Annotated in this window: 20 protein-coding genes and 1 tRNA gene; 8 read left to right on the top strand and 13 right to left on the bottom strand. The window is 58.7% G+C overall.

Annotation, left to right across the window (positions count from 1 at the left end):
* Positions 1-21: 21 nt before the first annotated feature.
* Both ACR3EN_RS12380 and ACR3EN_RS12385 read right to left on the bottom strand, forming a co-directional pair.
* Entirely contained in the window at positions 22-2,589 is a 2,568-nt protein-coding gene (locus ACR3EN_RS12380; protein ID WP_480821356.1) for a coiled-coil domain-containing protein, read from the bottom strand.
* 537 nt (positions 2,590-3,126) lie between these two features.
* Entirely contained in the window at positions 3,127-3,252 is a 126-nt protein-coding gene (locus ACR3EN_RS12385; protein WP_480918427.1) for a hypothetical protein, read from the bottom strand.
* A gap of 35 nt (positions 3,253-3,287) precedes the next feature.
* Here ACR3EN_RS12385 and ACR3EN_RS12390 point away from each other — a divergent pair, with 35 nt between their 5' ends.
* Entirely contained in the window at positions 3,288-4,175 is an 888-nt protein-coding gene (locus ACR3EN_RS12390) for a hypothetical protein (RefSeq protein WP_480918428.1), read from the top strand.
* Positions 4,176-4,182: 7 nt separating this feature from the next.
* Here the strand turns inward: ACR3EN_RS12390 and ACR3EN_RS12395 are convergent, their stop codons facing one another.
* The 3 genes from ACR3EN_RS12395 to ACR3EN_RS12405 all read right to left on the bottom strand — a co-directional run bounded on the left by ACR3EN_RS12395 (position 4,183) and on the right by ACR3EN_RS12405 (position 7,421).
* The gene (locus tag ACR3EN_RS12395) at positions 4,183-5,499 is read right to left on the bottom strand and encodes a peptidoglycan-binding domain-containing protein (protein ID WP_480821360.1); all 1,317 of its coding nucleotides are present in this window, start codon (positions 5,497-5,499) and stop codon (positions 4,183-4,185) included.
* 123 nt (positions 5,500-5,622) lie between these two features.
* Positions 5,623-6,528, bottom strand: a complete 906-nt coding sequence (locus ACR3EN_RS12400; protein ID WP_480821362.1) for a hypothetical protein — start codon at positions 6,526-6,528, stop codon at positions 5,623-5,625.
* A 95-nt stretch (positions 6,529-6,623) separates the two neighbouring features.
* Entirely contained in the window at positions 6,624-7,421 is a 798-nt protein-coding gene (locus ACR3EN_RS12405; protein WP_480821364.1) for a hypothetical protein, read from the bottom strand.
* 79 nt (positions 7,422-7,500) lie between these two features.
* Here ACR3EN_RS12405 and ACR3EN_RS12410 point away from each other — a divergent pair, with 79 nt between their 5' ends.
* Positions 7,501-8,511: a hypothetical protein gene (locus ACR3EN_RS12410; protein WP_480821366.1), complete on the top strand. Its 1,011-nt coding sequence runs from the start codon at positions 7,501-7,503 to the stop codon at positions 8,509-8,511.
* A gap of 3 nt (positions 8,512-8,514) precedes the next feature.
* Here the strand turns inward: ACR3EN_RS12410 and ACR3EN_RS12415 are convergent, their stop codons facing one another.
* The 3 genes from ACR3EN_RS12415 to ACR3EN_RS12425 form a co-directional block, all read right to left on the bottom strand.
* Positions 8,515-9,120, bottom strand: coding sequence for a hypothetical protein (locus ACR3EN_RS12415; protein WP_480821368.1), 606 nt, complete (start codon positions 9,118-9,120; stop codon positions 8,515-8,517).
* A 119-nt stretch (positions 9,121-9,239) separates the two neighbouring features.
* Complete coding sequence (locus tag ACR3EN_RS12420) at positions 9,240-11,096, bottom strand: SLC13 family permease (RefSeq protein WP_480822397.1); 1,857 nt, start codon at positions 11,094-11,096, stop codon at positions 9,240-9,242.
* A 172-nt stretch (positions 11,097-11,268) separates the two neighbouring features.
* Positions 11,269-11,342 (bottom strand) — tRNA-Cys (locus ACR3EN_RS12425).
* 224 nt (positions 11,343-11,566) lie between these two features.
* On the opposite strand from ACR3EN_RS12425, the gene ACR3EN_RS12430 reads away from it, so the two are divergent.
* From ACR3EN_RS12430 to ACR3EN_RS12440, 3 genes are all read left to right on the top strand, one after another.
* A complete protein-coding gene (locus ACR3EN_RS12430; protein ID WP_480821370.1) occupies positions 11,567-12,220 on the top strand; it encodes a protein-L-isoaspartate O-methyltransferase family protein in 654 nt (217 codons plus the stop codon).
* 96 nt (positions 12,221-12,316) lie between these two features.
* Positions 12,317-13,735, top strand: coding sequence for a TolC family outer membrane protein (locus ACR3EN_RS12435; RefSeq protein WP_480821372.1), 1,419 nt, complete (start codon positions 12,317-12,319; stop codon positions 13,733-13,735).
* A gap of 122 nt (positions 13,736-13,857) precedes the next feature.
* Positions 13,858-14,562 carry a hypothetical protein gene (locus ACR3EN_RS12440; RefSeq protein ID WP_480821374.1) on the top strand — a complete coding sequence of 235 codons (705 nt, stop codon included), beginning with the start codon at positions 13,858-13,860 and terminating at the stop codon, positions 14,560-14,562.
* 3 nt (positions 14,563-14,565) lie between these two features.
* Here ACR3EN_RS12440 and ACR3EN_RS12445 read toward each other — a convergent pair whose 3' ends face one another.
* The gene (locus ACR3EN_RS12445) at positions 14,566-16,023 is read right to left on the bottom strand and encodes a cobyric acid synthase (protein WP_480821376.1); all 1,458 of its coding nucleotides are present in this window, start codon (positions 16,021-16,023) and stop codon (positions 14,566-14,568) included.
* 59 nt (positions 16,024-16,082) lie between these two features.
* On the opposite strand from ACR3EN_RS12445, the gene ACR3EN_RS12450 reads away from it, so the two are divergent.
* Positions 16,083-16,652 carry a cobalamin biosynthesis protein CobQ gene (locus ACR3EN_RS12450; protein ID WP_480821378.1) on the top strand — a complete coding sequence of 190 codons (570 nt, stop codon included), beginning with the start codon at positions 16,083-16,085 and terminating at the stop codon, positions 16,650-16,652.
* A gap of 66 nt (positions 16,653-16,718) precedes the next feature.
* Here the strand turns inward: ACR3EN_RS12450 and ACR3EN_RS12455 are convergent, their stop codons facing one another.
* Positions 16,719-17,039: a DUF6280 family protein gene (locus ACR3EN_RS12455; RefSeq protein ID WP_170572372.1), complete on the bottom strand. Its 321-nt coding sequence runs from the start codon at positions 17,037-17,039 to the stop codon at positions 16,719-16,721.
* Positions 17,040-17,258: 219 nt separating this feature from the next.
* On the opposite strand from ACR3EN_RS12455, the gene efp reads away from it, so the two are divergent.
* Positions 17,259-17,822, top strand: coding sequence for an elongation factor P (gene efp, locus ACR3EN_RS12460; protein WP_480821379.1), 564 nt, complete (start codon positions 17,259-17,261; stop codon positions 17,820-17,822).
* Positions 17,823-17,869: 47 nt separating this feature from the next.
* Here efp and ACR3EN_RS12465 read toward each other — a convergent pair whose 3' ends face one another.
* Together ACR3EN_RS12465 and ygfZ are read right to left on the bottom strand one after the other, a co-directional pair.
* Positions 17,870-18,808: an ABC transporter transmembrane domain-containing protein gene (locus ACR3EN_RS12465; protein ID WP_480821380.1), complete on the bottom strand. Its 939-nt coding sequence runs from the start codon at positions 18,806-18,808 to the stop codon at positions 17,870-17,872.
* Positions 18,809-18,912: 104 nt separating this feature from the next.
* Positions 18,913-19,650, bottom strand: coding sequence for a CAF17-like 4Fe-4S cluster assembly/insertion protein YgfZ (ygfZ, locus tag ACR3EN_RS12470; RefSeq protein WP_480821381.1), 738 nt, complete (start codon positions 19,648-19,650; stop codon positions 18,913-18,915).
* Between the two features lie 73 nt (positions 19,651-19,723).
* On the opposite strand from ygfZ, the gene ACR3EN_RS12475 reads away from it, so the two are divergent.
* Positions 19,724-20,398, top strand: a complete 675-nt coding sequence (locus ACR3EN_RS12475) for a TIGR04283 family arsenosugar biosynthesis glycosyltransferase (RefSeq protein ID WP_480871177.1) — start codon at positions 19,724-19,726, stop codon at positions 20,396-20,398.
* Positions 20,399-21,232: 834 nt separating this feature from the next.
* On the opposite strand, the gene ACR3EN_RS12480 is transcribed toward ACR3EN_RS12475, so the two are convergent.
* Complete coding sequence (locus tag ACR3EN_RS12480; protein ID WP_480821385.1) at positions 21,233-22,102, bottom strand: MurR/RpiR family transcriptional regulator; 870 nt, start codon at positions 22,100-22,102, stop codon at positions 21,233-21,235.
* Positions 22,103-22,181 lie beyond the last annotated feature (79 nt).

Raw genomic sequence — 22,181 nt, forward strand, 5'->3', positions numbered from 1 at the left:
CCTCTCGAATACCAACAAAACTTAACAAAACTCACCAGAGCGCACCAAATGCAGCAAGGTGTGACGATTGATCTCTCCGGTCGCGGTTTGAAGGGCATCAACCGCGCAGGACCCACTTGCAAGCGCGTTGACGAGCGCATCTACGACGTCGGATGAAAGGTCGCTCAGACCCGGTGCATCGTCCAGAACGGCGCGCACGACTGCGACAGGTTTCTGCGGGCCAGCGGTGCGATTCACCTGTGGTTCGACGGCTTCGGGTTGCGGCGGGGGTGCTGCTGCAACTTCTTCCGACTGCGTGCTTTCCGCAGCGGTTTGCGCAGGCGCTTGCGCGACGGGGGCGTCAAGCGCCTGAAGACCAGCGGCCAGGTTTGAGAGCTGGTCGCGGTACAAGGTCGCCTGTTGGCGCAGAGCGTCCAGTTCGGTGCGGGCATCGTCCGCCTGCGCCTTGGCCTGTAACAAGTCCGCTTTTTGCTGTTCAAGCGCGGCCTCCGCAGCCTGTGCTGTCTGCGCTTTGATCTCAGCAAGTTCGGCAAGTTCGGATGCCGCAGCATCGCGCTGTGCTATTATTTGCGCCGTCTCAGAGGACGCACGCTCAAGCTCGTCACGGGCCAGAGCAATTTCATCCAGTATCGCGTTCAGCCCGTTTTCGGCATCGGCAGCCTGCTGGATCAGTTCCGCGGCTCGGTCGCGCTCTTGGGTGGCTGCTTCCGTCTCGGCCAACAGTGTATCCCGTTGGGTGGTAAGGTCAGTGATTTGCGCGCTTATCGTATCGCGCTGGCCCACAGCTTGGGCGAGAGCGGCGGCGAGGGTCTCTGTTTCAGCGCGTAGTTCGCCCAAAGCGTCTTCAGACGCGCGCGCTTCTTGGACCTGCGTCTCACGGGCCGCCTGAAGTTCTTCAAGCTCCGCCGTGGCTTGGACAAGCGCCTCCGCCTTCTGTTCGCGTTCAACCCGTAGATCATTCAGTGACGCATAGAGGTCTATCTTGCTCTGCTCACCGGCTTGCACCTCATCGGCCAGGGCTGCCAGCGCGGTTCTGAGCTCAGCCAGAGTCGCCTCTTGCCGGGTCAACTCTTCCTGCGCCGAGGCGCTTTGGGTTTGCAGCGCTGCAAGGCTGTCGGTTGCCGTTGCGCGTTCGGCTTCTGCTGCAGCGATCTGTGAGCGAACGCCTTCAAGTGCTTGTTGCGCCTGCACAAGTTCGTCTTCGAGTGCGGCTCTGTCGGTCAGCACCTGCTGCGCTTCTGCCTCCTGTTGTTGCAGGGCAGCGAGATTCGCCTGAAGGTCGGACAATGCGCTTTCGAGCGAGGCGCGTTCCTGCTGCGCGGCCTGCGCGGCATCTTCGGCGTCGGCGCGTGCCTCGGTCAGCGATGCGATTTCTGCCGATAGTGTTTCGCGCGTTTCCGAGGCCTCGGTCTGTGCCTGATCAAGCTCGGTCCGGGTCTCACTAAGCGTTTGCTGTATCTCGGCCAGTTCGGTTTCCGCCGAAGATTTTTGCCCGGTCAAGGCGTCGAGCGCGGACTGCGCCTCGGTCAGGTCGCTCTGCAAGGCGGCCAGTTGATCGGTGCTGCGCGCCAACTCGGCATTGACACTCTCCCGTTCGTCCACCAACGCCGTAAGCGCCTGCTTGGCCGAGGCGATTTCAGCTGCGTCCTCGGCCCTGTCATTGCTCTCGCCAGCCAGAACCTCAAGCTCGTCGCGCAATACGGTTTCCTGCTGTTGCAACGCTGTTATCGAGCTGTTCAGCGCGGTTTGCTGATCGGTCGCGGCCGCGATTGCAGCTACCAAAGCCTGTTCTTCGGCCTGTCGGGCTTGGACGGCCTCTTGTACGCTGGTCAACTCGTCCGTCGCAACGGCTATGGCCTCGCGCAACTCTGACAGGCGCGACTGCCCCTGCTGAAGTTCAGACTGGTGCGCTTCCAAATCGGTCGTCACCTGCGCCAGCGCATCCTGCTTGGCCGCAAGGTCAGAGGTGACGCTTTCAAGGGTCGTCCTGTTTTCGTCCAATGTTTCGTTCAGCGCATCCAGTTGCGTGTTTGCCGCCAGCTGGTCACGGGTCAGTGTCTCGACATCGGCCGCCAGCTCGGCGGCCAGCATCCGGTCGGCTTCCATCTTTGTCAGAAGATCGCGCATCTCAAGCTTTGCCTGCTCAAGATTGCCTGCTTCGGCCGCTGCGGTTTCGATCTGTACGTTGAGATCGGCGAGCCGGACCTCGCCCGCCTGGATCGATGCTTGCAGCTCGGCAAGTTCCTGTCGCCGCTCAGTCACCGCTGCCTGGCTGGCCTGACTTTCCTGTTCCATCAGGCCACGCGTTTCTTCCAGTTCGGCCAGTCGCGCCGCATTTTCACGTCGCTCGGAATCTACCGAGGTGATCCGAGACTGTAACTCGGAAAGCTCGGTTTCAGCCACCGCGATATCTTCGGCCAAAGCGGCTTTGGTGTCTTGCGCGCGGGTGATTTCCTCTTCCAGCAGAGCAAGAATTTTGCGCAGCGAGGCCGCCGTCTTTGGTTCCTGTTCGGTGCTGGCTGCGGCGTCTTCGCTCTCCTGCGCCAACACGATCGGCGCCCAAGCTCCGAAGACCAGAACGAATATCATTAAACAAAACAGCCGAAACCGGACCATAATCCACTCTCCAAACAATAAGCTGCAGGGCAAATCTCTCACATATCTGTGAAAAAGTCTAATCCCCAACCTGGTTCTGGGCCGCAGTTTTTGGATTCCCGATTTTGATGCACAAAGCCGGCTTTGCCGCAGTGTTTCGACCAACGCCCCGGCCATTTCAACAGGTATCACCAGAGGACGTGCGCAGGAAAATGCTGGAACAATTTCAGAGTTGTGGTAGGTTTTTTCAGGTATTTGGTAGGCTGCGAGGTCAGCATGTTTTGCTTAAGAAATCACTTTCGTTCATTGAACCGGTTTGTCGGGCTTGCGGGCTTAGTCTTGTCACAATTCCTGCCCGGTCAGGCGACCGCACAAAATCTGACAGGTCAGGCGGGTCGGGCGGCTTCGGTCGATCTGGTTGCCGCCGCAAGCGACTTGTCGATGCAAAATGCGTATGCGCGTGCGTTGTTTCAGTTTCTGCGCTCGAACCCGAATATGCTGAATGATCAGCAATTCTATGTGAATTTCGTATCATATCTGATCTCGAACGAACTGGGCCATGACTGCCGCGAAGCTTTTGCCAACGAATTCGAGCGGCGCGATTTTTTTACCCAGTCGATGCAGGCCTTGCCGCAGTTGCAGCAGGTTATCGCCCAAAAAACATCCCCGACCGTTTTGAGATCAGCTATCAGGTGCTCACCGGCGAATATGATTTTACCACTGGAAACCTGCCGTTCAGCAACATCCGCAGCGTGGGAGAACAGCTGGGTTCTTCGATCCGCTCCAGTCATGGGCGTAATTGCGCAGCGCAGATGCTGCAAGGCACATCCGTGGACACCAATACATTCCCCTGGGATTTTCGTGTGGTTAACGAAGCCGGGGAAAACCAGGCCCCCGGCTTTCCGTTCGCCCACTCACTGCAAGTGAATGCGGGGGATGCGCGTACTTTGTTCGAACAGTTCGGCAGGCAACTGTATTCGATTGTCAGTTATCAGGTGCTGGCCGCATCTGACGGAACGTACCGCGTGCAGGTCATTCCGACCAACGCGCAATTGTTCGGTCTCTCTGACAATGCTGTCGTACGTACAAAGAGTTTCGCACATCCGACTCTGGCGCAGCCCAGCTATCTGGACGTTGCAACAAAGCTCATAGTCCAGTCAGAGCCTCTGAACCTGAATGCCGAGGTTGTTCTAGAGCAAGAAGGATTCCGTGCAGTTGCAAAGGGTACGGGGCAGGGCAGGGGAACCGGCGTGACCGTAGGTGGAACCTACGAGGTGTCGGGGTCTGCTGCGGTGGGAGCGACCAGCTTTATCATGAGAATCGCCGCACCCCAGCTCAATCAACAGGTGCCGGGCCTGCGCAATGTGCCGGGGGCAAAGCGTTATCTGACGTTGTACGGAGATATCGATTTCAACAATATCACCGCGTCGTCTGCACCGGTCACGGGTCGTGCTGTGGTCTTGCAGGTCGATCCGGATGGTCGCCTGCAAGAAACCAATGCGTTCCCCTTCAAAGGGCAGTTCATCGCGAACCCTCCTGCGGAACAGGCTCAGGCCGCGACGCCGGACGCCAGCGACTGACCTCAGATCAGTTGCCTGTCGCTTCGGTCGAGGCCAGCGAGGCCGGAGTGCTGAACAGATCGCCACCGTTTGCAGAGGGCGCTGCCTGAGACTGGCTTGCAACTTGTCCCGCCTGGGGCTGCGCGCTGCCTGAGAAGATGTCGAGACTGCTTTGTGGCGTTTGTTGCTGGGCGACCTGTGGTGTTGGCGCAGTGGCTGTTCCTGCAGCAAACAGTGTTGTGGTCTGACCGCCCTGCGGTGCTGCAGGCTGCGGCGCCTGCTGCTGTTGCGGTACAGCCGGTGCAAAGAGGTTCTGTTGCTGCGTGTTCGCAGGCGCAGCGCCTTGCGGCGCCACCTGTTGTTGCGGTGCGCCAAACAGTGGCGTCGGGGCGGCTGCTGCTGTTGTAGGCTGCTGCGCACCAAAACCGGGCTGCGGGGCGGGAGTTGCCGCAAATCCTCCTTGCGCAGGTGCGGTTTGCGGTGCTGGCGTGCCAAAGGCTTGAACAGGTTGCTGCGCTGCAGGGGCGCCGAACAAGGGGTTGGGCTGCGCCGGAGGTTGTGGCGCGATGCCTTGCCCTGTCGTCTGAGCTCCAAACGGATTAGCCTGCTGCTGGCCTCCAAAACCGGCTTGAAACGTGGGCTGCTGGGCGCCGAACGGCTGCTGCACCGCACCTTGGGCATTCGCTTCATGATAGAGGTATGGCGGTGATTGCAGGCCTGCCGCGTTGCGGGCCATCACCAGACCTTGAACAGGGGTCACGGTGGCGGGGGACATGCCCTGCTGCGCCAAGAATACATTCATCGCGCCACGGGTTCCGGGCCCGTTCGAGCCGTCAATGCTCCCCTGATAATACCCAAGCGTTTGCAACCCTTGCTGCAGCATGACCACTTCATTGCGGTTCAGTTCACGCCGCGCAAAGACCTGATTTGATCCGGGAACCTGGCTGAGCAACGTCACATATTGCGGTCGTGTCAACTGGCCGGTTTGTGGCTCGCCCAGCGAAGCCTGAAATTGCCTGATCACGTTGCGGCTGTTGCGCCCCAGAACACCATCAACCGTGCCGATATTGTACCCCAGATCGCGAAAAGCGGATTGAATCTGAATACGCTCTGCGCGGGTATATTGTCCGTTGAGACTGGGCGCGGAAGTTGTGCCAGCGCTTGACCGCTGGGTCGTTGCTGCCCGTTGTTGTTGCTTGGCTCTTTGATTGTCGGAGATGCCTTTATGGATCAGCGCGCCGACCACGCCTCCGATCAAAAGGTCTTTGGTGTCCGCCAGCGTCGCAACCGGCGCGGTGACGGCCAAAGACGCGGCGACAAAGGTAGCAATGGATTGTTTTTTCATAACGAAGCCCCCAGGCAGCTTAGAAAACAACTGAAAATTGATAGAATGTGAAGAAAAGACTAGCTGCGATGACACTTTACGTCCATGCGAAACTTTCAGTTGTGACTCGCGTAAAAGTGGCAATCAGGCCTTGGGATCCGATGGGCGGGCGATATACGCATTGGCCAAGGCGACCAGGCTGCCGATCAATCCAAGCACCGTTGCCAGCGCGACAGGAAACGCATCTTCTTTCAGGCGCTGTGTCGCGTTTACCGTCAGGCATTTTCGTCTTTCGCCGACGCCGACACGATTCAAGCAAAGGGCGCTGTATTTCAGCTCGGTTGTCGCAACAAGATCAATCCCGGTTGCATTTGGATTGAGTTCCGCGATGAACATCTGCGCCGGAACGTCGCCAGTTTCGCCGTTTTTATGCGCGAGGCCGAATAAGCGCCGCCAACGCGGTTCGGGCGTGAGGGCAAAGCTGATGCGGTCGCCCGGAAAGAACGTGCCCTGTTTGACGACGCTTGAGGATTTCCAGATCAACCCCAATTCCTGCCGGATCTCATAGCGCCCGTCTTGCAGCAGCAACGAGTCAGATGCGTTCGGGACATCGCCAATTGTGACGATCCCGCGCACCGGAAGCACCGTGCGCCCATAGGCATGATAGAAAGGGATGCGCAGGACGGAACTTGGGGTGACCTCTTTGCCGTCTGATAAAAAGACCGGTTTGGCGCTGTCATTGCGCTCAACCAGAACCTCGACCCAGTCCTGATCGAACGAGCGGAAAGTCAGCGCATAGCCATCTGACCAGCGGATTGTGGTTTCCCCCAGAACGTGATCTTCAAAAAACGCGGGATTACACCAGTTCAACTCGTTCGTCTGATCCTGGTGGTCGCTGTTGCGCAAGCAGACCTCGAGTTCAGGCAAACGCCATTCGTTCGAGGAATCGTCGATGACGTCCACGCGTGCAATCTCGGTCCGAGCGGAAATTGCGAAAGACTGTTTTCGCTCAGGCACATAGTAGGCCACGATCCAGATCAGCAGCAGCACCCCCGCAGCTCTGCTGATGGATCCCCCGTTCGTAGGGATGAATTTGAAATTCCTGAGCCAGTTTGCGACCGCGCCCAGACGAGGAAAACGCGTCTCTATCGGTCCGCTCCGATCAGGATTTCGGCGTAGCGGGGGGCCGAGGTGCGACCACGGTAAAGTCTTTCATAGCTGATTGCGATGGCGCGGTTTTCACTGTTTGCCAACCGTTCGGGTGGGATTTCAAGGATACAGCGATAGTTGAACGCGAGCGCCTCGGGGATATCAAGTTTTTCGCAACGCGCATCTATTCTATTGGCCTGGTCATCTGCGATCCACGCTTCGAATAACAGCTCATCGGCGCGGGCGATGTTCATGTTCAACAGCACTTGAATCTTGCCCTCGTCAGTCAGTTTTGGCCGACTCGCTTCGTTCAGGTAGTTGGCGATGAACTGACGTGGGCTCTGCCCGGTTGTTTCGGTATCCGCACAAGAGCCGAGTTCAAGGGCGACACCACTGTTGTCCGGTGTCACGGTTTCAACCAATGGGCTGTTGAGGGCATCAAACCGTAGTTCGAACTCGATACCAGGGTCGTTTTCAACCACATCCGTTGACGGGTCATCATAGGTTTCGGGGGCATCAAATTCGACGACTGCCGCATAGCTGCCATTGATCGAGGTGATACGAGCGCAGAACTTCTGTGCGAGCCACCCCTCGGGCAATACCGTCAGGACTTGCGGTGCGGCTTCGCCAAGTTCGTGCCCCACGATATGCAGGCCCCGCAACCAACTGGGCTTTGAAATTAGCGCCCGATCAAGCTCGGCTTCGTCGATCACCCGCCCGACCAGAGGTTGTGGATCAGCGAGCGCAGCAGCGGGCCAGAGGCTGACCAGAAAAAAAAGAAATGACAGTCGCATAAAATCTGTTTTCGTAGATACTGGTTACACACAGAAACTATAGTCGATTCAGATGAACCTGCGAAGCTTTTTCCTTTTTGTGTTTTGGGGCCTGCCCGTCGCTGCCGCAGATGTCGCGCTTGTCGACGATGAGCTCGGACAGGCCGTATTGTTTAAGAATCGCGGGCTTTGCTACGCGGTTCTGCCCAATCATGTCTCGACCGGGAAAGAGCGTATCGCTCTGGCTGTAGCGGAACCGGCACAAACCGGTACTGCCGAGATTTTCTGGCGCGATCCAGAATCCGACCTGGCACTGGCATTTGTCGAGGGGGGACTGCAGAACAGGTGCCAGCTTGAACTCGCGGCGCTTGATAGCGATCTATCCCGAACGCTGCAAACCGCCGAATTTGGGCTGATCAAGAGTGTTCATTTCGGAGGGGCGTTCTTCGATCGGATCGGCGCATCTTTGGTGGATGTCGGGGAACAGTTCGTAACAGTTCGTATCAACGAAACCGGTATCGATGCCGAGGTCATGCAAGGGCTGTCTGGTGCGCTATTGTCGGTGGCCGGTCGGCCCGTTGGAATAGCGATAGACTCGGCTTCGGCGACGGAGGCGCGGTTTTTTCGGATGGATCGTATTGCGGGCTTGGTTGGGGCCAACCTGTCTAGAAATCATCCGCAAAGGCGAGCGATTCCAAAAGCGCAGGATGGACTAGGATTTCGGGTTACAGGTTTTGGAAGTGGAGATGGAGGCGGCGTGGTGGCGCTCGAGCCTGATTCTCTGAATGAACCGTGGATCGCGCATTGGACGGGGGACGAAATTGTTTTCGAGGTCACCCTTTCTAATGAGGAACTGGTGCAGATCAATCGGATCTCGATGAGGGCGATACCGGACGACAAGACAACATCGCCGCGTCAGATTAGGGTTGAAATTGACCGCGGTTTGCCGGGATCAAGCTATTGGGTTCCTCTGTATGCTCCGGACATGGGGCCAAATGGCGTATTTGAGATGACAACAGGGGGCACGATCGGTCGCCGTATCCGCATCACTCTTACAGATGTATGGAACACCGATCTGGATGTGCGGCTGGATCAATTGATCATCGAGTAGCAATTACTCTTTCAAGTCAATTTGCGTCTGCAAGTCTTCGCCGCTGCCCGTAGACGCAGTGCCGCGCAAGACGCCGTCATTCCCCAGGTTCAGGATAAATCGCGGAGCACTGTTAAAATAGGGGTTGTATTGAAGGGTTGAGCCAACCTGGCGGAAAATACACTTCTGTGCATCACCCCAGCACGCGTCATTCACTGCAGCTGGGACCGGGATGAGGACTTCGCCCCGGTTTTGAACAAAGGTGCCACCCGAACTTGCCACCCATCGTGACGTGTGGGGGTACTTTCCTTCCTCGCCGGCCATTTGGATTCGCAGCGTTGCACCACTATCCAGTATTGCCTTTATTGCCGCTTCACGCATGACCGGATTGGTCGAGAACAGAGCATGCTCCTTGGCAAGGCGCTGCAAAGCGGGGTCTTTGAGTTTCAACATCTCCTGAACCAGAGCGTATTGCAGTCTGAGGTCCGGGTTTTGTAGGGCCTGTTGGTATTTGGAGATGTCACCTACGGCACCTTGCGCGCGCCCTAGGACGTCCTCGAAACTTTGCGCCTGTGCAGCGTTGGATGTGAGAAAAGCAAATGCGAAAACTGAAAATACTCGTCTGAACAAAACAATCCCCTTTTTATCGCTTTGACGGAATGTCGTAAAAATCGTCGTAGCCCAGCAAAGTCTTGTAAGCCGAACCTGTCAAGTGGGGTCTGCGCGCTCCGGTCTTGAACGGCCGCTGTTCAGAACAGCAGGTTCAGCATGACCAGCGAGACGATCAGAAAGAGGAATGTCATCACACCACCCGACCGGATGAAATCAGTCACCTTGTAGCCCGCTGGCCCCATGATCAGGGCGTTCACCTGATGGGTCGGAATGATGAAGCTGTTCGAAGTCGAGATCGCGACAGTCAACGCAAACAGTGCGGGGCTTGCTCCGGCGGCGACGGCGATCGAGACTGCAAGCGGTACCAGCAGCACGGTCGCCCCGACATTTGACATCACCAGCGAGAAAGCAGTGGCCAGAATGGCAACCCCGGCCTGCAGTGACCAGATCGGCCAGCCGTCGAGGATTGTCATGATCTGCTGGGCAATCCATGCTGCCGTTCCCGTGTTTTGCACCGCCTGACCCAAAGGGATCAGACAGGCCAGCAGAAAGACCGTGTTCCAGCCTACGGCGCGATAGGCCTCGTCGACGCTCAGGACCTTAGACAGCATCATCCCGGCGGCTCCGGTCAGAAGGCACAGCGACAGACGAATATCGGTGAACAGGATCATCGACAGCGAGATGGCAAAGAAGGCCAAGGCCCAGCCCACCTTTTGCGGGCGCAATTCATCTTGCGGGAAATCCGACGTCACAACGACGAAATCCGGATCACGCTTGATCCGCATGAGATTGTCCCAGCGCGTATGGGCCACCAGCATGTCACCTGCATGAAACTCTTCCAGCCCGATCTGCGTGGCTTCATGGTCTTCGGTCTCAACATGGCTGAGCGTTTCTTCCCCTCTGTGGATTGCCAGCAGGGACATCCCATAGGTTTTGCGGAACAACAGCTCGCGGGGGCATTTGCCGATCAGCTTGCTGTCAGGCGGGACGACCACCTCGGCGATACCTGCGTTGGTGGGGGCGAATTCTTCGACAAATACATCAAGGTCCGGCAGCACCGTCAGCCCGTATTTTTCGGCAAACTGCTCGACCACCCAGCGGCGGCCAACAATGGCCAGCCGGCATGGCGCCGCGATTTCGGCTGTCAGCACCTGCACCATCGAGGTCTTGCCGCGATAGAAGGTCGAGATGATGTAGAGGTGGTCCTCATAGTTGATGTCGGCCAGAATGCGCCCCACCAGTGGGCTGTCGGCGGGAACAACCACCTCAAATACATCGGCTTTCAGGCCATAGACCCGTTGCAGGTACTCTTGTGTGCCCTGACCGCTGCCGATGTTTTCCGATCCCGCATCACCCGGCAGCACCCAACGCCCCAGCAGAAGGAAATAGGCGATGCCGGTAAGGATCAGGACAGCACCGATGGGCGTGACCGAGAACAATCCGAACGGTTCCATCTTTTGGTCGTCGGGCAGGCCTTCGTTAGCGGTGAGGATCAGGTCATTCAAAAGGATCAGCGGCGAAGACCCGACCATTGTCATCGTCCCGCCAAGGATGGCGCAGAAACCCATGGGCATCAGCAGCCGCGACAAAGGGATGCCGGAGCGGGATGAGATCCGGCTGACCACCGGCAGAAACAGTGCAGCCGCGCCCACATTCTGCATGAATGACGAGATCACCCCAACGGTCCCGGAAATGATCGGCAGCACCCGGTTCTCAGACTTGCCGCCGTATTTCAGGATGACCGCCGCCACCTTGTTCATGATGCCGGTCTTATCCAGACCCGCGCCGACGATCATCACAGCTATGATCGAGATCACGGCGTTTGAGGCAAAGCCATCGAACAGATGCGGCACGTCGGCGAGGTTTCCCAGCCCCGGCAAATAGCTGAGCAAACCAATCAGAACCAGTACGACAATGGCCGAGAGATCAATCCTGACGATTTCCGATACGAAGAGAAAAACAGTGAAAGCCAGCAAGGCGCAAACAACGCCCATTTCGTAGGTAAATGTCAGTTGTTCCACACGGCTACCAGCATTTTTGGTCGACAGGGTAACTCGTATGTCTATGGGATGGACAAGAATTTGTCATGAACTTTTGAAACACTGCGGCACGTTCCTGGTAACTGGCCAGCGATCTGAGTGCTGAGCCTAAGTGCTTGGAAGTAAATGGAGGCGAGTACCGGAATCGAACCGGTGTACACGGATTTGCAATCCGCTGCGTCACCACTCCGCCAACTCGCCTTTTGCAGTGAAATCAATCACTTGTCGTGGTGTGGGCGGGGTTCTAGCAGCTTTCTGACACAACGTCCAGAGCCTATCGCGCGAAACTGAGGGCTTGCGGGGGAAATTCGGCGCATCGGTCGATCAACCTTTTTGCCGCGGAAGGATTTGGTCGCTGGCCCGTTGCCGCACGGGGGCGGATGTGGCAAAAGCCCGGTAACTGAGCGACAAGAATGAGCGATCACATGACAGACTTTGCGGCCCGGCGCCTTACTATGGTTGATACGCAGGTCAGACCTTCGGACGTGACCAAATTCCCGATTATCGATGCAATGCTAACCGTGAAACGAGAGAACTTCGTGCCCGACGCGCAGCGCGAGGCAGCCTATGTGGGGGATCTGATCACTCTGGATGCCGGGCGTTGTCTGCTGGAGCCGCGAACGCTGGCGAAGATGTTGGACGCGGTGAATACCTCGAATGATGAGGTCGTGCTGGATATCGCCCCGGCGCTTGGCTATTCGACGGCAGTGGCAGCGCGCATGGCCGAACTGGTTGTTGCAGTCGAAGCGGATGAGGCACTCGCGGCCGAGGCTCAAACCCTGCTGATGGAAGCGGATGCCGATAACGCGATTGTCCATATTGGCCCCTTGCAGCAGGGTGCGGCTGAACACGGTCCTTATGATGTGATCATGATCCAGGGCGGTGTCGAGCAGGTGCCTGATGCGCTGCTTGAGCAACTCAAGGATCAGGGGCGGATCGTTTGCCTGTTCATGGAAGGTGATCTGGGTACCGTGAAGGTCGGTCACAAATCCTCAGGCCGCGTCTCATGGCGGTATGCGTTCAACGCCAGTGCCCCGGTTTTACCCGATTTTTGCGCAGAGTGTGCATTTTCGCTATAGTTGACTAACAGTTATTTTTTGACGCCTTGATTACTTGAAAACAACGACGCAAACTGCCTTGGTGGTTGCGTAATTTCGATTTGAGAGGATTTGGTTATGCGCGGGACAGCAACAGGAAAGCTGGTCAGAGGACTGGCTTTGGCGACGGGTATTGCATTCAGTGTGGTGCCCGACAAGCCAGTATGGGCCGACAACCTGACCGATGCATTTATCGGGGCCTACAACACCAGTGGCTTGCTAGAGCAAAACCGCGCCCTGTTGCGGGCGGCTGACGAAGACGTCGCGATTGCCCTGTCTGCGTTGCGTCCGATCATCAACTGGACCGTGCAGATTAGCCGTGATTACACTCGGACCAGCGTCAACGATTTCGTCTCGACCAACGAGCCGTCGAACTTCTTCTCTGGTCTGACGCTCAGTCAGCTGATCTATGACGGCGGAGCGTCGGTGCTTGGGAAGCAATCGGCTCAGGAAACCGTGCTGTCCACACGCCAGACGCTGATTGATATCGAACAACAAATCCTGTTTCGCGCTGCCACCGCGTATCTGAGCGTCCTGCTGCAGGAAGAGACCGTCCAAATCCGCCAGAACAACGTCGAACTGTCCAGCGAAGAGCTGCGCGCCTCTCAGGATCGATTCGAAGTGGGTGAGGTGACCCGGACCGACGTAGCCCTGTCCGAAGCGCAGCTGGCAACGTCGCGCGCTGATCTCGCGGATGCCCGCGGTGATCTGAGCACGGCTCAGGCGGAATACGTCAATGCTGTCGGAAAGCTTCCGGGCCGCACGGCAGGTCAACCGCGGTTGCCGAATCTGCCGCGCTCGGTGGATGAGGCGCAGAACCTTGCTCGACGCAATCATCCGGCGATCCTGTCGGCGCAGCATCAGGTGCGTGCGCTGGATCTGATTGTTGAGCAACAGCGTGCCGGCTTGGGGCCGAACGTGACGCTGAATGCCGATGCGGGCATCACCGAAAGCTTTGACGACGACGATTCCGTCAATGATGCCAGCATTTCTTTGAACTTTAACCAGCCGATCTATGCCGGGGGTGGTCTGGCCGCAGCTGTACGCAGTGCAATGGCAACTCGTGATGCGTCACGCGCGAACCTGCTGAATGTGCAAAAAGATATCACGCAGGGGGTGACGGACGCCTATGTCCGGTTTCAGACGGCGACCGCCAGCCTGACCGCTTCGACCGAACGTGTGCGCGCCTCGCAGGTGGCATTCGACGGCATCCGCGAAGAGGCGACACTGGGTGCGCGGACCACGCTGGACGTTCTTGCGGCACAGCAGGACCTGCTGGATGCGCAACTGGCAGAGATCGCGTCGCGTACCGAACGGTCTTTGGCTGCGTATCAGCTGCTTCAGGCACAAGGTTTGCTGACGGCGGAACGCCTTGGTCTGGCGGTGCAGATCTATGATCCCACGTTGTACTACAACCTTGTGAAGAAGGCCCCGTCTCAGGTTAGCAAGCAAAGCCGTGACCTGGATCGAGTGCTCAAGGCGTTGCGGCGCGACTGAATGACATCACTACCGGTTGTGGTGTGGGTCTGGATTGGCTACAATCGGGCTCAGAGTCAGAGCGGTAGTGAATGATGTCAGATAGTGTTGCAAATAGCGGTGTTAAGGACGTTCTTTCGTCGGTGAAACGCCTTGTCAGCGAAGATACGCATGACGACGCAGAGTTCATTTTTGTCCCGACCGCTCCGGCACCCAAGCCGGGTCGGCTGGTTTTGACCGATGCGCTCCGCGTCAGCGACGAACCGCTGGTGCAGAAAAAACCTGCGCCTCTGAAACTGACACCACAACACAGCGCCGCCAGCGACACGCCCTCAGAGGCGGCGAACGCGCCGAAATCGCCCAAACAGCCGATGCGTCTGCAGCCCAGCGATGTCGTGCGCCAAGGTCACGCGGCCGCGCAGCCGAAAACTGAAGAAACGCCCAAACGCGATTTGGCTGGCAGCCTGAGCGCCAAGATCGAGGCGCTCGAGGCGGCAATCGCGCGGACCGAGGATCAGTGGGAACCAGATGGCGAAAGCAATGACGACTATTCGGGGACAAAGACCGAGTCAGTGAAGTGGCCGGTGGATAACAGTTTCGAGCAGGCCAAGCCCTCGGACCAGGAAGCCGAACCCGTCGCGGCCTTTATCCGCGACCCTGCCGTTGCTGCCGTACACGCGCGCCAGCCTGCCGGGCTGAACCTGTCCGAAGACGAATTGCGCGCGCTTGTGGCCCAGATCGTCCGCGAAGAACTTCAGGGCGCGCTTGGCGAGCGGATCACGCGGAACCTGCGCAAGATGGTCCGCCGCGAGATCGCGCGCGTTGTGGCAGGGCAGGGCACAGACTAGCGCTCAATCCCGGCGTGGCTCTTGCGCCAGTGACAGCAGCAGATCCAGATCCATGTGCTGTTCCAGATGGTCGGCCAGGGCGTTGAGTACTTGTTCGACACCATCCTCATAAGAGTTTTCTGCGGTTACGCCCAATTGTGCCAGATAGCTGGCGCGAAACGTGTCCGAGGTGAAAATCCCGTGTAAATAGCTGCCGCGCACCCGGCCATTGGCGCTGGCAGCGCCTTCGGGCCGACCGTCGATCTGCAGCCAGGCGCGGTCGCAATCCGGGCCACTGGTCCGACCCATGTGTATTTCATAGCCGCTGACCGGCTCGCCGTTCGGCAGGGCAGTTGCGTTGCGCAGGGTGACCTGCTTTTGGCCTGCCATGGTGGTGGAGACATCCAGCAGGCCCAGCCCCTCAACCGTGCCGGGGCGGCCGTCGACGCCATCAGGGTCCGAGATGGTCTGGCCCAGCATCTGATAGCCGCCGCACAACCCCAGCACATGCCCACCGCGCCGCACATGCGCATAGAGGTCGATATCCCAGCCCTGCGCTCGGAAATAGGCCAGATCGCCAATGGTGGACTTGCTGCCCGGCAACAGCACCAGATCCGCATCGCCGGGCAGGGCGCGACCTGCCGGGATGATTTCGACTGTCACCCCGGGTTCCGCTGACAGCGGATCGAGGTCATCGAAATTGGCCATCCGCTCTAGCTGCGGCACCACGATCTTGCAGTCTCCGCCCGCGTGCGAGCGAATATCCATCATGTCCTCGGCAGGCAGCTTCCACGCGTCATGGAACCACGGCACGACGCCAAGACAAGGCCAACCCGTTCGGTTGGCAATGTCATCGCGCCCATCATCAAACAGCGAGACATCCCCCTTGAACCGGTTGACGGCAAAGCCCCGGATCATGGCCAGATCACCGGCCTCCAGCACGGCCTGTGTGCCCACGATCTGCGCGATCACGCCGCCCCGGTGGATGTCACCCACCAGCACCACGGGGACATTCGCGGCGCAGGCAAAGCCCATATTGGCAATATCACCCTTGCGCAGATTGGTCTCGGCGGGGCTGCCCGCGCCCTCGATCAGCACTAGATCGGCGTCGCTGCACAGGCGGTCGAAGCTTTCCAGCGCGGCGCCCAGCAGTTTGGATTTGTCCTTGCGGTAATCCCCTGCCTTCATGGTCCCGGCGCGCTGGCCCTGTACGATGATCTGAGCGCCGGTATCGGTCTCAGGCTTCAGCAGGATCGGGTTCATATCCGTATGGGTGGGCCTTTTCGCCGCCCACGCCTGCAGCGCCTGTGCGCGCCCAATTTCGCCCCCGTTTTCCGTGACGGCGGCGTTGTTCGACATATTCTGCGGCTTGAACGGAGCCACCCGCAGCCCGCGTCGCGTATAAGCCCGCGCCAACCCGGCGACCAAAACCGATTTCCCGACATTGCTGCCGGTGCCCTGAATCATGATGGACCGAACCATGGCCGCTCTCCTATGCTGAGGCGCAGATGACCTGATTTGGCGGCAAAGGAAAAGCCCGGATGAACACGCCCGCGCATCTTTTGATCGGAGCCGCCGCTTTTGCCCGCCCCGCCCGCGGGGCTGTCCTTTGGGCGGCCGTTTTGGGGTCTCTGCTGCCGGATCTGTCGCTTTATCTGATGGCCGGGGTGTCGCTCTTCATCCTGAGCATCCCCGAGCAGGTGGTGTTCGGGCAGCTTTATTACTCGTCGTCTTGGCAAACGGTGTTTGCGATCGACAATTCCTTTGTCCTTTGGGGGCTGGCACTGGCCTTGGGGCTCTGGCGCGAATGGCACCTGCTGACCGTTGCGGCGTCAGCGGGGGTGCTGCATCTGACGCTGGATTTTTTTCTGCATGCGGGGGATGGACGCCCGCAATTCTGGCCGTTCAGCGATTGGGTCTTTCATAGCCCGATCAGCTATTGGGACAGCACTTACCACGCGCTGTGGGTGGCGCCGATTTCAATCGCTGCCTGTGTGCTGGCGTATGCGGTTTTATGGCGGCGCGGGTTATCGGTGCCCGCAAGGCTTATCTTTGCGCTGATGCTGGGGGCCGAGATTTGGGTGGCGCGACAATGGCTGCTGTTTTTCTGACTTGTACCCAAACAAAAACGCGCCCCGGTGCAGGAGCGCGTTTTTGACATAAACAGCGGGCAGCGATCAGGCGGCTTCGGCCTGTTGCGCAGCGTTACGGCGTTCGCTTTCCTCGCGCGACAGCGCGACCGAGGTCCGCACACCGCGGCCTACGAATTCCATCAGGCCGTCCACGACACGTTCGTTCGGGTCGATCCCGGCGCAGGACAGCACCTCGCGCCCATCGCGCGAGCGGGCCCAGCGGGCAATTTGTTCGGGGCCATTGCCGTATTTCTTGTCATCGGCGATAGCATCATCCAGAGCAGCCAGTACCACGGCCGCGAAAAGTTTGCGTGCACGATTGCCTTGCTCATTGTTAAAGGCAGTGCCGTCAACGAAATCTCTCATCTCGTCTTCCTTAGTTTTTCTTGCTCTTGCATTTTCGGCGTGACGGTCCTTATGACCTATTAGGTGCGATTCGGATACACCTAAAATGCATAGTTGCGTTGCGTCATTTGCATAGCTTGCTGCATGTGCAGCACTAGGTCTCGTTGTCTTGTCAGGTGTGGTCCCGCCAGATATAGGGACGGCAACTGACGCATCAACCGTTTGTGAAGGATTTATGTCATGCCCAAGATAAATGGGAACGAAATTCGCCCCGGCAACGTGCTTGAGCATAACGACGGGCTGTGGGCTGCGGTCAAAGTGGATCACGTAAAGCCCGGTAAAGGCGGCGCTTTCGCTCAGGTCGAGCTGCGCAACCTGCGCAATGGCTCGAAACTGAACGAACGCTTCCGGTCTGCCGACAAGGTCGAGCGGGTGCGCCTTGAACAGAAAGATCAGCAGTTCCTATACGAATCCGACGGCATGCTGGTGTTCATGGACTCTGAGACCTATGAGCAGATCGAACTGCCTTCGGACCTGCTGGGCGATCGTCGCCCGTTTCTGCAGGATGGCATGACCATCGTGGTCGAGTTCTACGAATCTGAGGCACTGAATGCCACGCTGCCCCAGAAAGTGACCTGCAAGATCGTCGAGACCGAGCCGGTGGTCAAGGGCCAGACCGCAGCGAACTCGTTCAAACCGGCCATTCTGGACAATGGCGTCAAGGTCATGGTGCCGCCCTTCGTGGGTCAGGACGAGATGATCGTCGTCAACACCGAAACCATGGAATACTCCGAACGCGCCTGACCTCAGGGGGGTCAGGGCACAAAAGGGGCCGCAACGCGGTCCCTTTTTTATGGGTCTACCCGGCGATAGCGTGCGGGATTGTCGCCAAAAAGCTCAAGCAGCAGTTCGTATTTGATCCGATTGGCACTGACCTGACGGTAGAACGCGATCAGGAAGCCCGTTGGACCTTGAATACGGGTCAGGCCGCTGGTCGCCGCAACCACGGTGCCGACATCGGTTTTCCCCTGCAACACCAGCCAGCCGCCAAACATCAGAATGCCGACGGTGCCTGCGCCGTTGATCACACTCAGCAGAAATTTCGCTGACAGCTTCCACAAGAACATCCTGCGGCGCGTCTCGTATATCTCGTCGAACTCTTTCTGGATGGCGATCGAGGCCGCTTCGATATCAGCTTGCGTCAGCCGGTCGGTCGAACTGCGCAGGATGCGTACACGCTCGGCCACGAAGATGTTCACCTTGCGCTGTGACACCAGCACGATAACGATCTGCGGTGCGACCATGGACAAAGCAATCAGGCCCAACACCGGCTGCGTCGACGAGATGTAGGCGATCACGCTGACCAGAGTACCGATCTGCACGACCGGGTCCGAGAAGGCTCCGCCAGCGAATTTGCCCAGCTCTTCGGCCTCGGCGGACACGGCGGTTGTCATCGTTCCGGTGCGCAGGCTTTCGCCCGCCGTGTCGATATCCACCGCTCGCGCCAAAAGGCGTACCCGGATCAGACGGATCAGGTCTTCACCCAGTGTTCCGGCCCTGTAGCCCAGCACCCATTTCAGCCCGAGACTTAGCAGGATAACACCCATCATGCCTGCGCCCAGCAGGATCAGGCGGTCGTTGTCGACACTGTCAGATGTCAGGTGGTTGATGATGTCGCGCTGAAACTGCAGCGGGGCCGCCGCCAGTGCCGCGACGGACAGCGAGAGAAGGATGAGGATGATCTGCCGACCGGCGCTGGCGCGCCAGATGGCGGAGTAAAGGCGTAACATGCGGGTATCCTAAAGACTGTTAAGCCTAGTGATACCGCGCGCAGTGCGGGGTTCAAACACGCATGGGGGGGCTGATTAGGATGTCGTGCCGGTTGGGCAACAACTCAGTCGGTCAACCGCAGGGTTGCGTCGCCTGCCTGCATATCATCGCCCGCTCGGTCGAGCCGCAGATAGGCGATGGCCTTGCCGCCGGATTGTGTGAACAGAACGCCGGCCGGCTTGCCGCCTGACTGGATTTCCGTACCGACCGGAGCATCGCCTGAGACGTCAACCACCCGCAGACCTTTGCGCAGCTCAGTCTTGTGTTTCATGCGCGCGGTGACCTCTTGGCCGACATAGCAGCCTTTCTTGAAGTCCAGCCCGTTCAGCGCCTCGAACCCGGATTCGAGGATATAGCTGTCCGGGGTCAGCTCGATGCCGCTTTCGGGGATGCAATGCTGCACCCGGATCGCGTCCCAGTCGGTGCCGTCGTCACTTTCGGGGGCCGCCGAATAGGCGCGCCAGCCCAGATCAGGATGGCGCGGGTCGGGCAGGGCAACTTCGGGTGCGGGGCCGGTGCCGCGTTGCAGGTGCAGATCGGTGGCCTCGATCGTTACATCAGCGCGCAGTTTGTACATGGTCAGGCGTTTCGCCAGCCCGTCCGCAAGCGCGTCGCTCACGTCCAGTAGCACCGCATCGCCATCGCGTTTCAGAAAGAAATCGGCCAGATACTTGCCCTGCGGCGTCAGGATCGCCGCATAAACCAGCCCATCGCTCAGGCGCTGCACGTCGTTTGTGATCAGCCCCTGCAGAAAGCTGTCAGTGTCCTTGCCGGTCAGGCGCAGGATGCGGCGATTGGGCATGGGTTGATCCTCGTCATCTGGTCTGGCCTCGTGATATAGGAGATCGCGCCGCCATGACCAGAGGGTTTCAGACGTGTCCGCTCCGATCTCTATCGTGATCCCCACCCTGAATGCTGCGCAGGTTCTGCCCGCGACGCTGCAGGCGCTGATGGAGGGCCTGCATGCTGGCCTGATCCGTGAGTTGATCGTGACTGACGGCGGATCATCCGACACGACGCTTGAGGTAGCTGACGAAGCGGGCGCAGAGATCGTAACTGGCCCGCCCTCGCGCGGGGGGCAGTTGCGGCGCGGCTGCGCCATAGCCAAGGGCGAGTGGTTGCTGATCCTGCACGCCGATACAGAGTTGCAGACGGGCTGGAGCCGGTTTGTGGCCGAACATCTCTCGACCGGTCAACCAGCCGCGTTCCGGCTCTGCTTCCGCGCCAGTGGTTTTGGCGCATACTGGGTCGCGGGCTGGGCGAACCTGCGCAGTCGTCTCTTCGGGTTACCCTACGGTGATCAGGGGCTGCTGGTGCGCCGTGCGGACTATGACGCCGCCACAGGCTATCCCGATCAGCCGCTGATGGAGGATGTTGCTTTGGTCCGTGCTTTGCCTGCGGTCAGGCTGTTGAAGGCAGATGCGATTACGAGTGCGGAACGCTATACCCGTCAGGGCTGGTTTTGTCGTGGGGCCCGGAACCTTTGGACGCTTGCGCGGTATTTTCTTGGTGCTGATCCGGAGCAGCTGGCGCAGTCGTACCGGCGCTGAACGCTGTGCGCAGCTCGACGATGGATTTGCCAAGCCGGAAGGGGGCCGCAAAGCTGACCAGACACAAGGCAATGATCTGCAGCACCAGAATATGTGCGTTGGCCTGCAGGTATTCCCACTCGTCCTTGAGCTTGCCGACCTGTTCGATCAGATCATCATAGCTTTGTGCCAGGATCATATAGTCCCCGGCAATCGCAGGCACTTTGCGCCGCATATTGTCTACGGCGGCCTGTGTCGCGTCGTCCAGCGTGGTAAAGACCAGGAATTGATCAATGCTGAACGCATCGGCTTTGGCAGCCATCTCGCGCGCCTCATCCATATCGTCTTTGGACGTGCCGCCGAACAGGAAATGCAACCCCTGCAGCGGAGCAACCTCATTCGTGACCGCAATGAACAGCGGCAGATCCGCATTGCTGGCGGTTGAAGCTGACAGGAACTCGACCTTTTCGCACAGAACAGCCGTGTCGGGGTCGTAGGCCGGATCGCAGAATCGCAACCGGAACCGCGCGGCATCACGGTCAAAAGCCAATGTGGCGGCATAGGCCACGTCGATCTGCCGGTCCAGCCGTGAGCTGTCCGAGGTATAGAGCCCGGCCAAAACCGCTACCAGCGCACCAAACCCGCCCAGGACAACCCAGACCAGGTCGGCCAGCTTCCAGGCCCGGTGCGCTGCGGGCTTTCGAAACAGGAACCCAGTGCCGATCAGCCCGATCAGAAAGAACAGGATCAGCAGCGGTAATTGGTTCTCGGCTACAAAGGTCATAAGGCCAAGTGTACGTCCTGCGCGCGGGCTGGCAACCGTCCTCACGCGCAGTTGTAACACATGCGATTGTGTTACGAGCCCGAGCTTTGGCCGAATTTGCGGAACAACTTGGTTCGGTCAAACGCCTGTTCCAGCTCATCGGTACGCTGTTTGACGCTATCCCACAGGCGTTCCTGCATCTCGGCTATAACGCATTCCAGCAGCACCATCAGCGACGCCATTGAGTCCCACGCAGATGGTACCGCGATCCGCGCAGCGAAGGTGTGTTTTGCCAACCGGTGGATCGGCGATCGCCACTGATCGGTCAGCAGAACAACCTCGGCCCCACGTTCGTGACACAGTTGCCCGATCAGCAGGGTGGTGTTTTCGTACCGCCGCACGTCAAGTGCCACCAGCACGTCGCCTTCCTGGACTTCCAGCAGATCATGCGTCCAAGAGGCGGCATCCGACAGCAGCTTCACATCGGGTCGGATCATCTGCAGGTGCAGATAAAGGTATTGCGCCAGTGTGCCGGTAATGCGTCCCCCGGTGATGAAAATCCGCCGCTTGGGATCGCAGAGCAGGCGGCAGACGCTGTCAAACTCCTCCGGGTCGATCTCATCAATCGAGCGGCGCTGGTTTTCCAGCGCCTGCCGCGAATAGCGATTGAGGATGTGCTCCTCGGGCAGATCATTCTGCCAGACGTCCCGCTTGGCGACGGGCCCCGAGATCATCTCTTTCACTTCGCTGCGGATTGCAGCCTGAAACTGTGGATAGCCGTCAAACCCGGTTTTCTGCAGCATCCGCGCCACGGTTGTGGTGGACACCGAGGCGGTGCTGGCCAGTTCGGTAATGCTGCCCAGCCCGGCCATCGGATAGTCGTCCAACAGCACGTTCACCAGCTGCCGCTCGGACGGTGTCATGGTTTCGCGATGCGCAAGGAGTCGTTCTGTTACCCGCACGGTTTACTCCTGAATTCGGTGTCAGACAGTTTGGTGTGGAAAATTTGACAAAGCAATCCGGACTGGTGGGTTTTGTACA

Source organism: Ruegeria sp. G7, assembly GCF_056535465.1.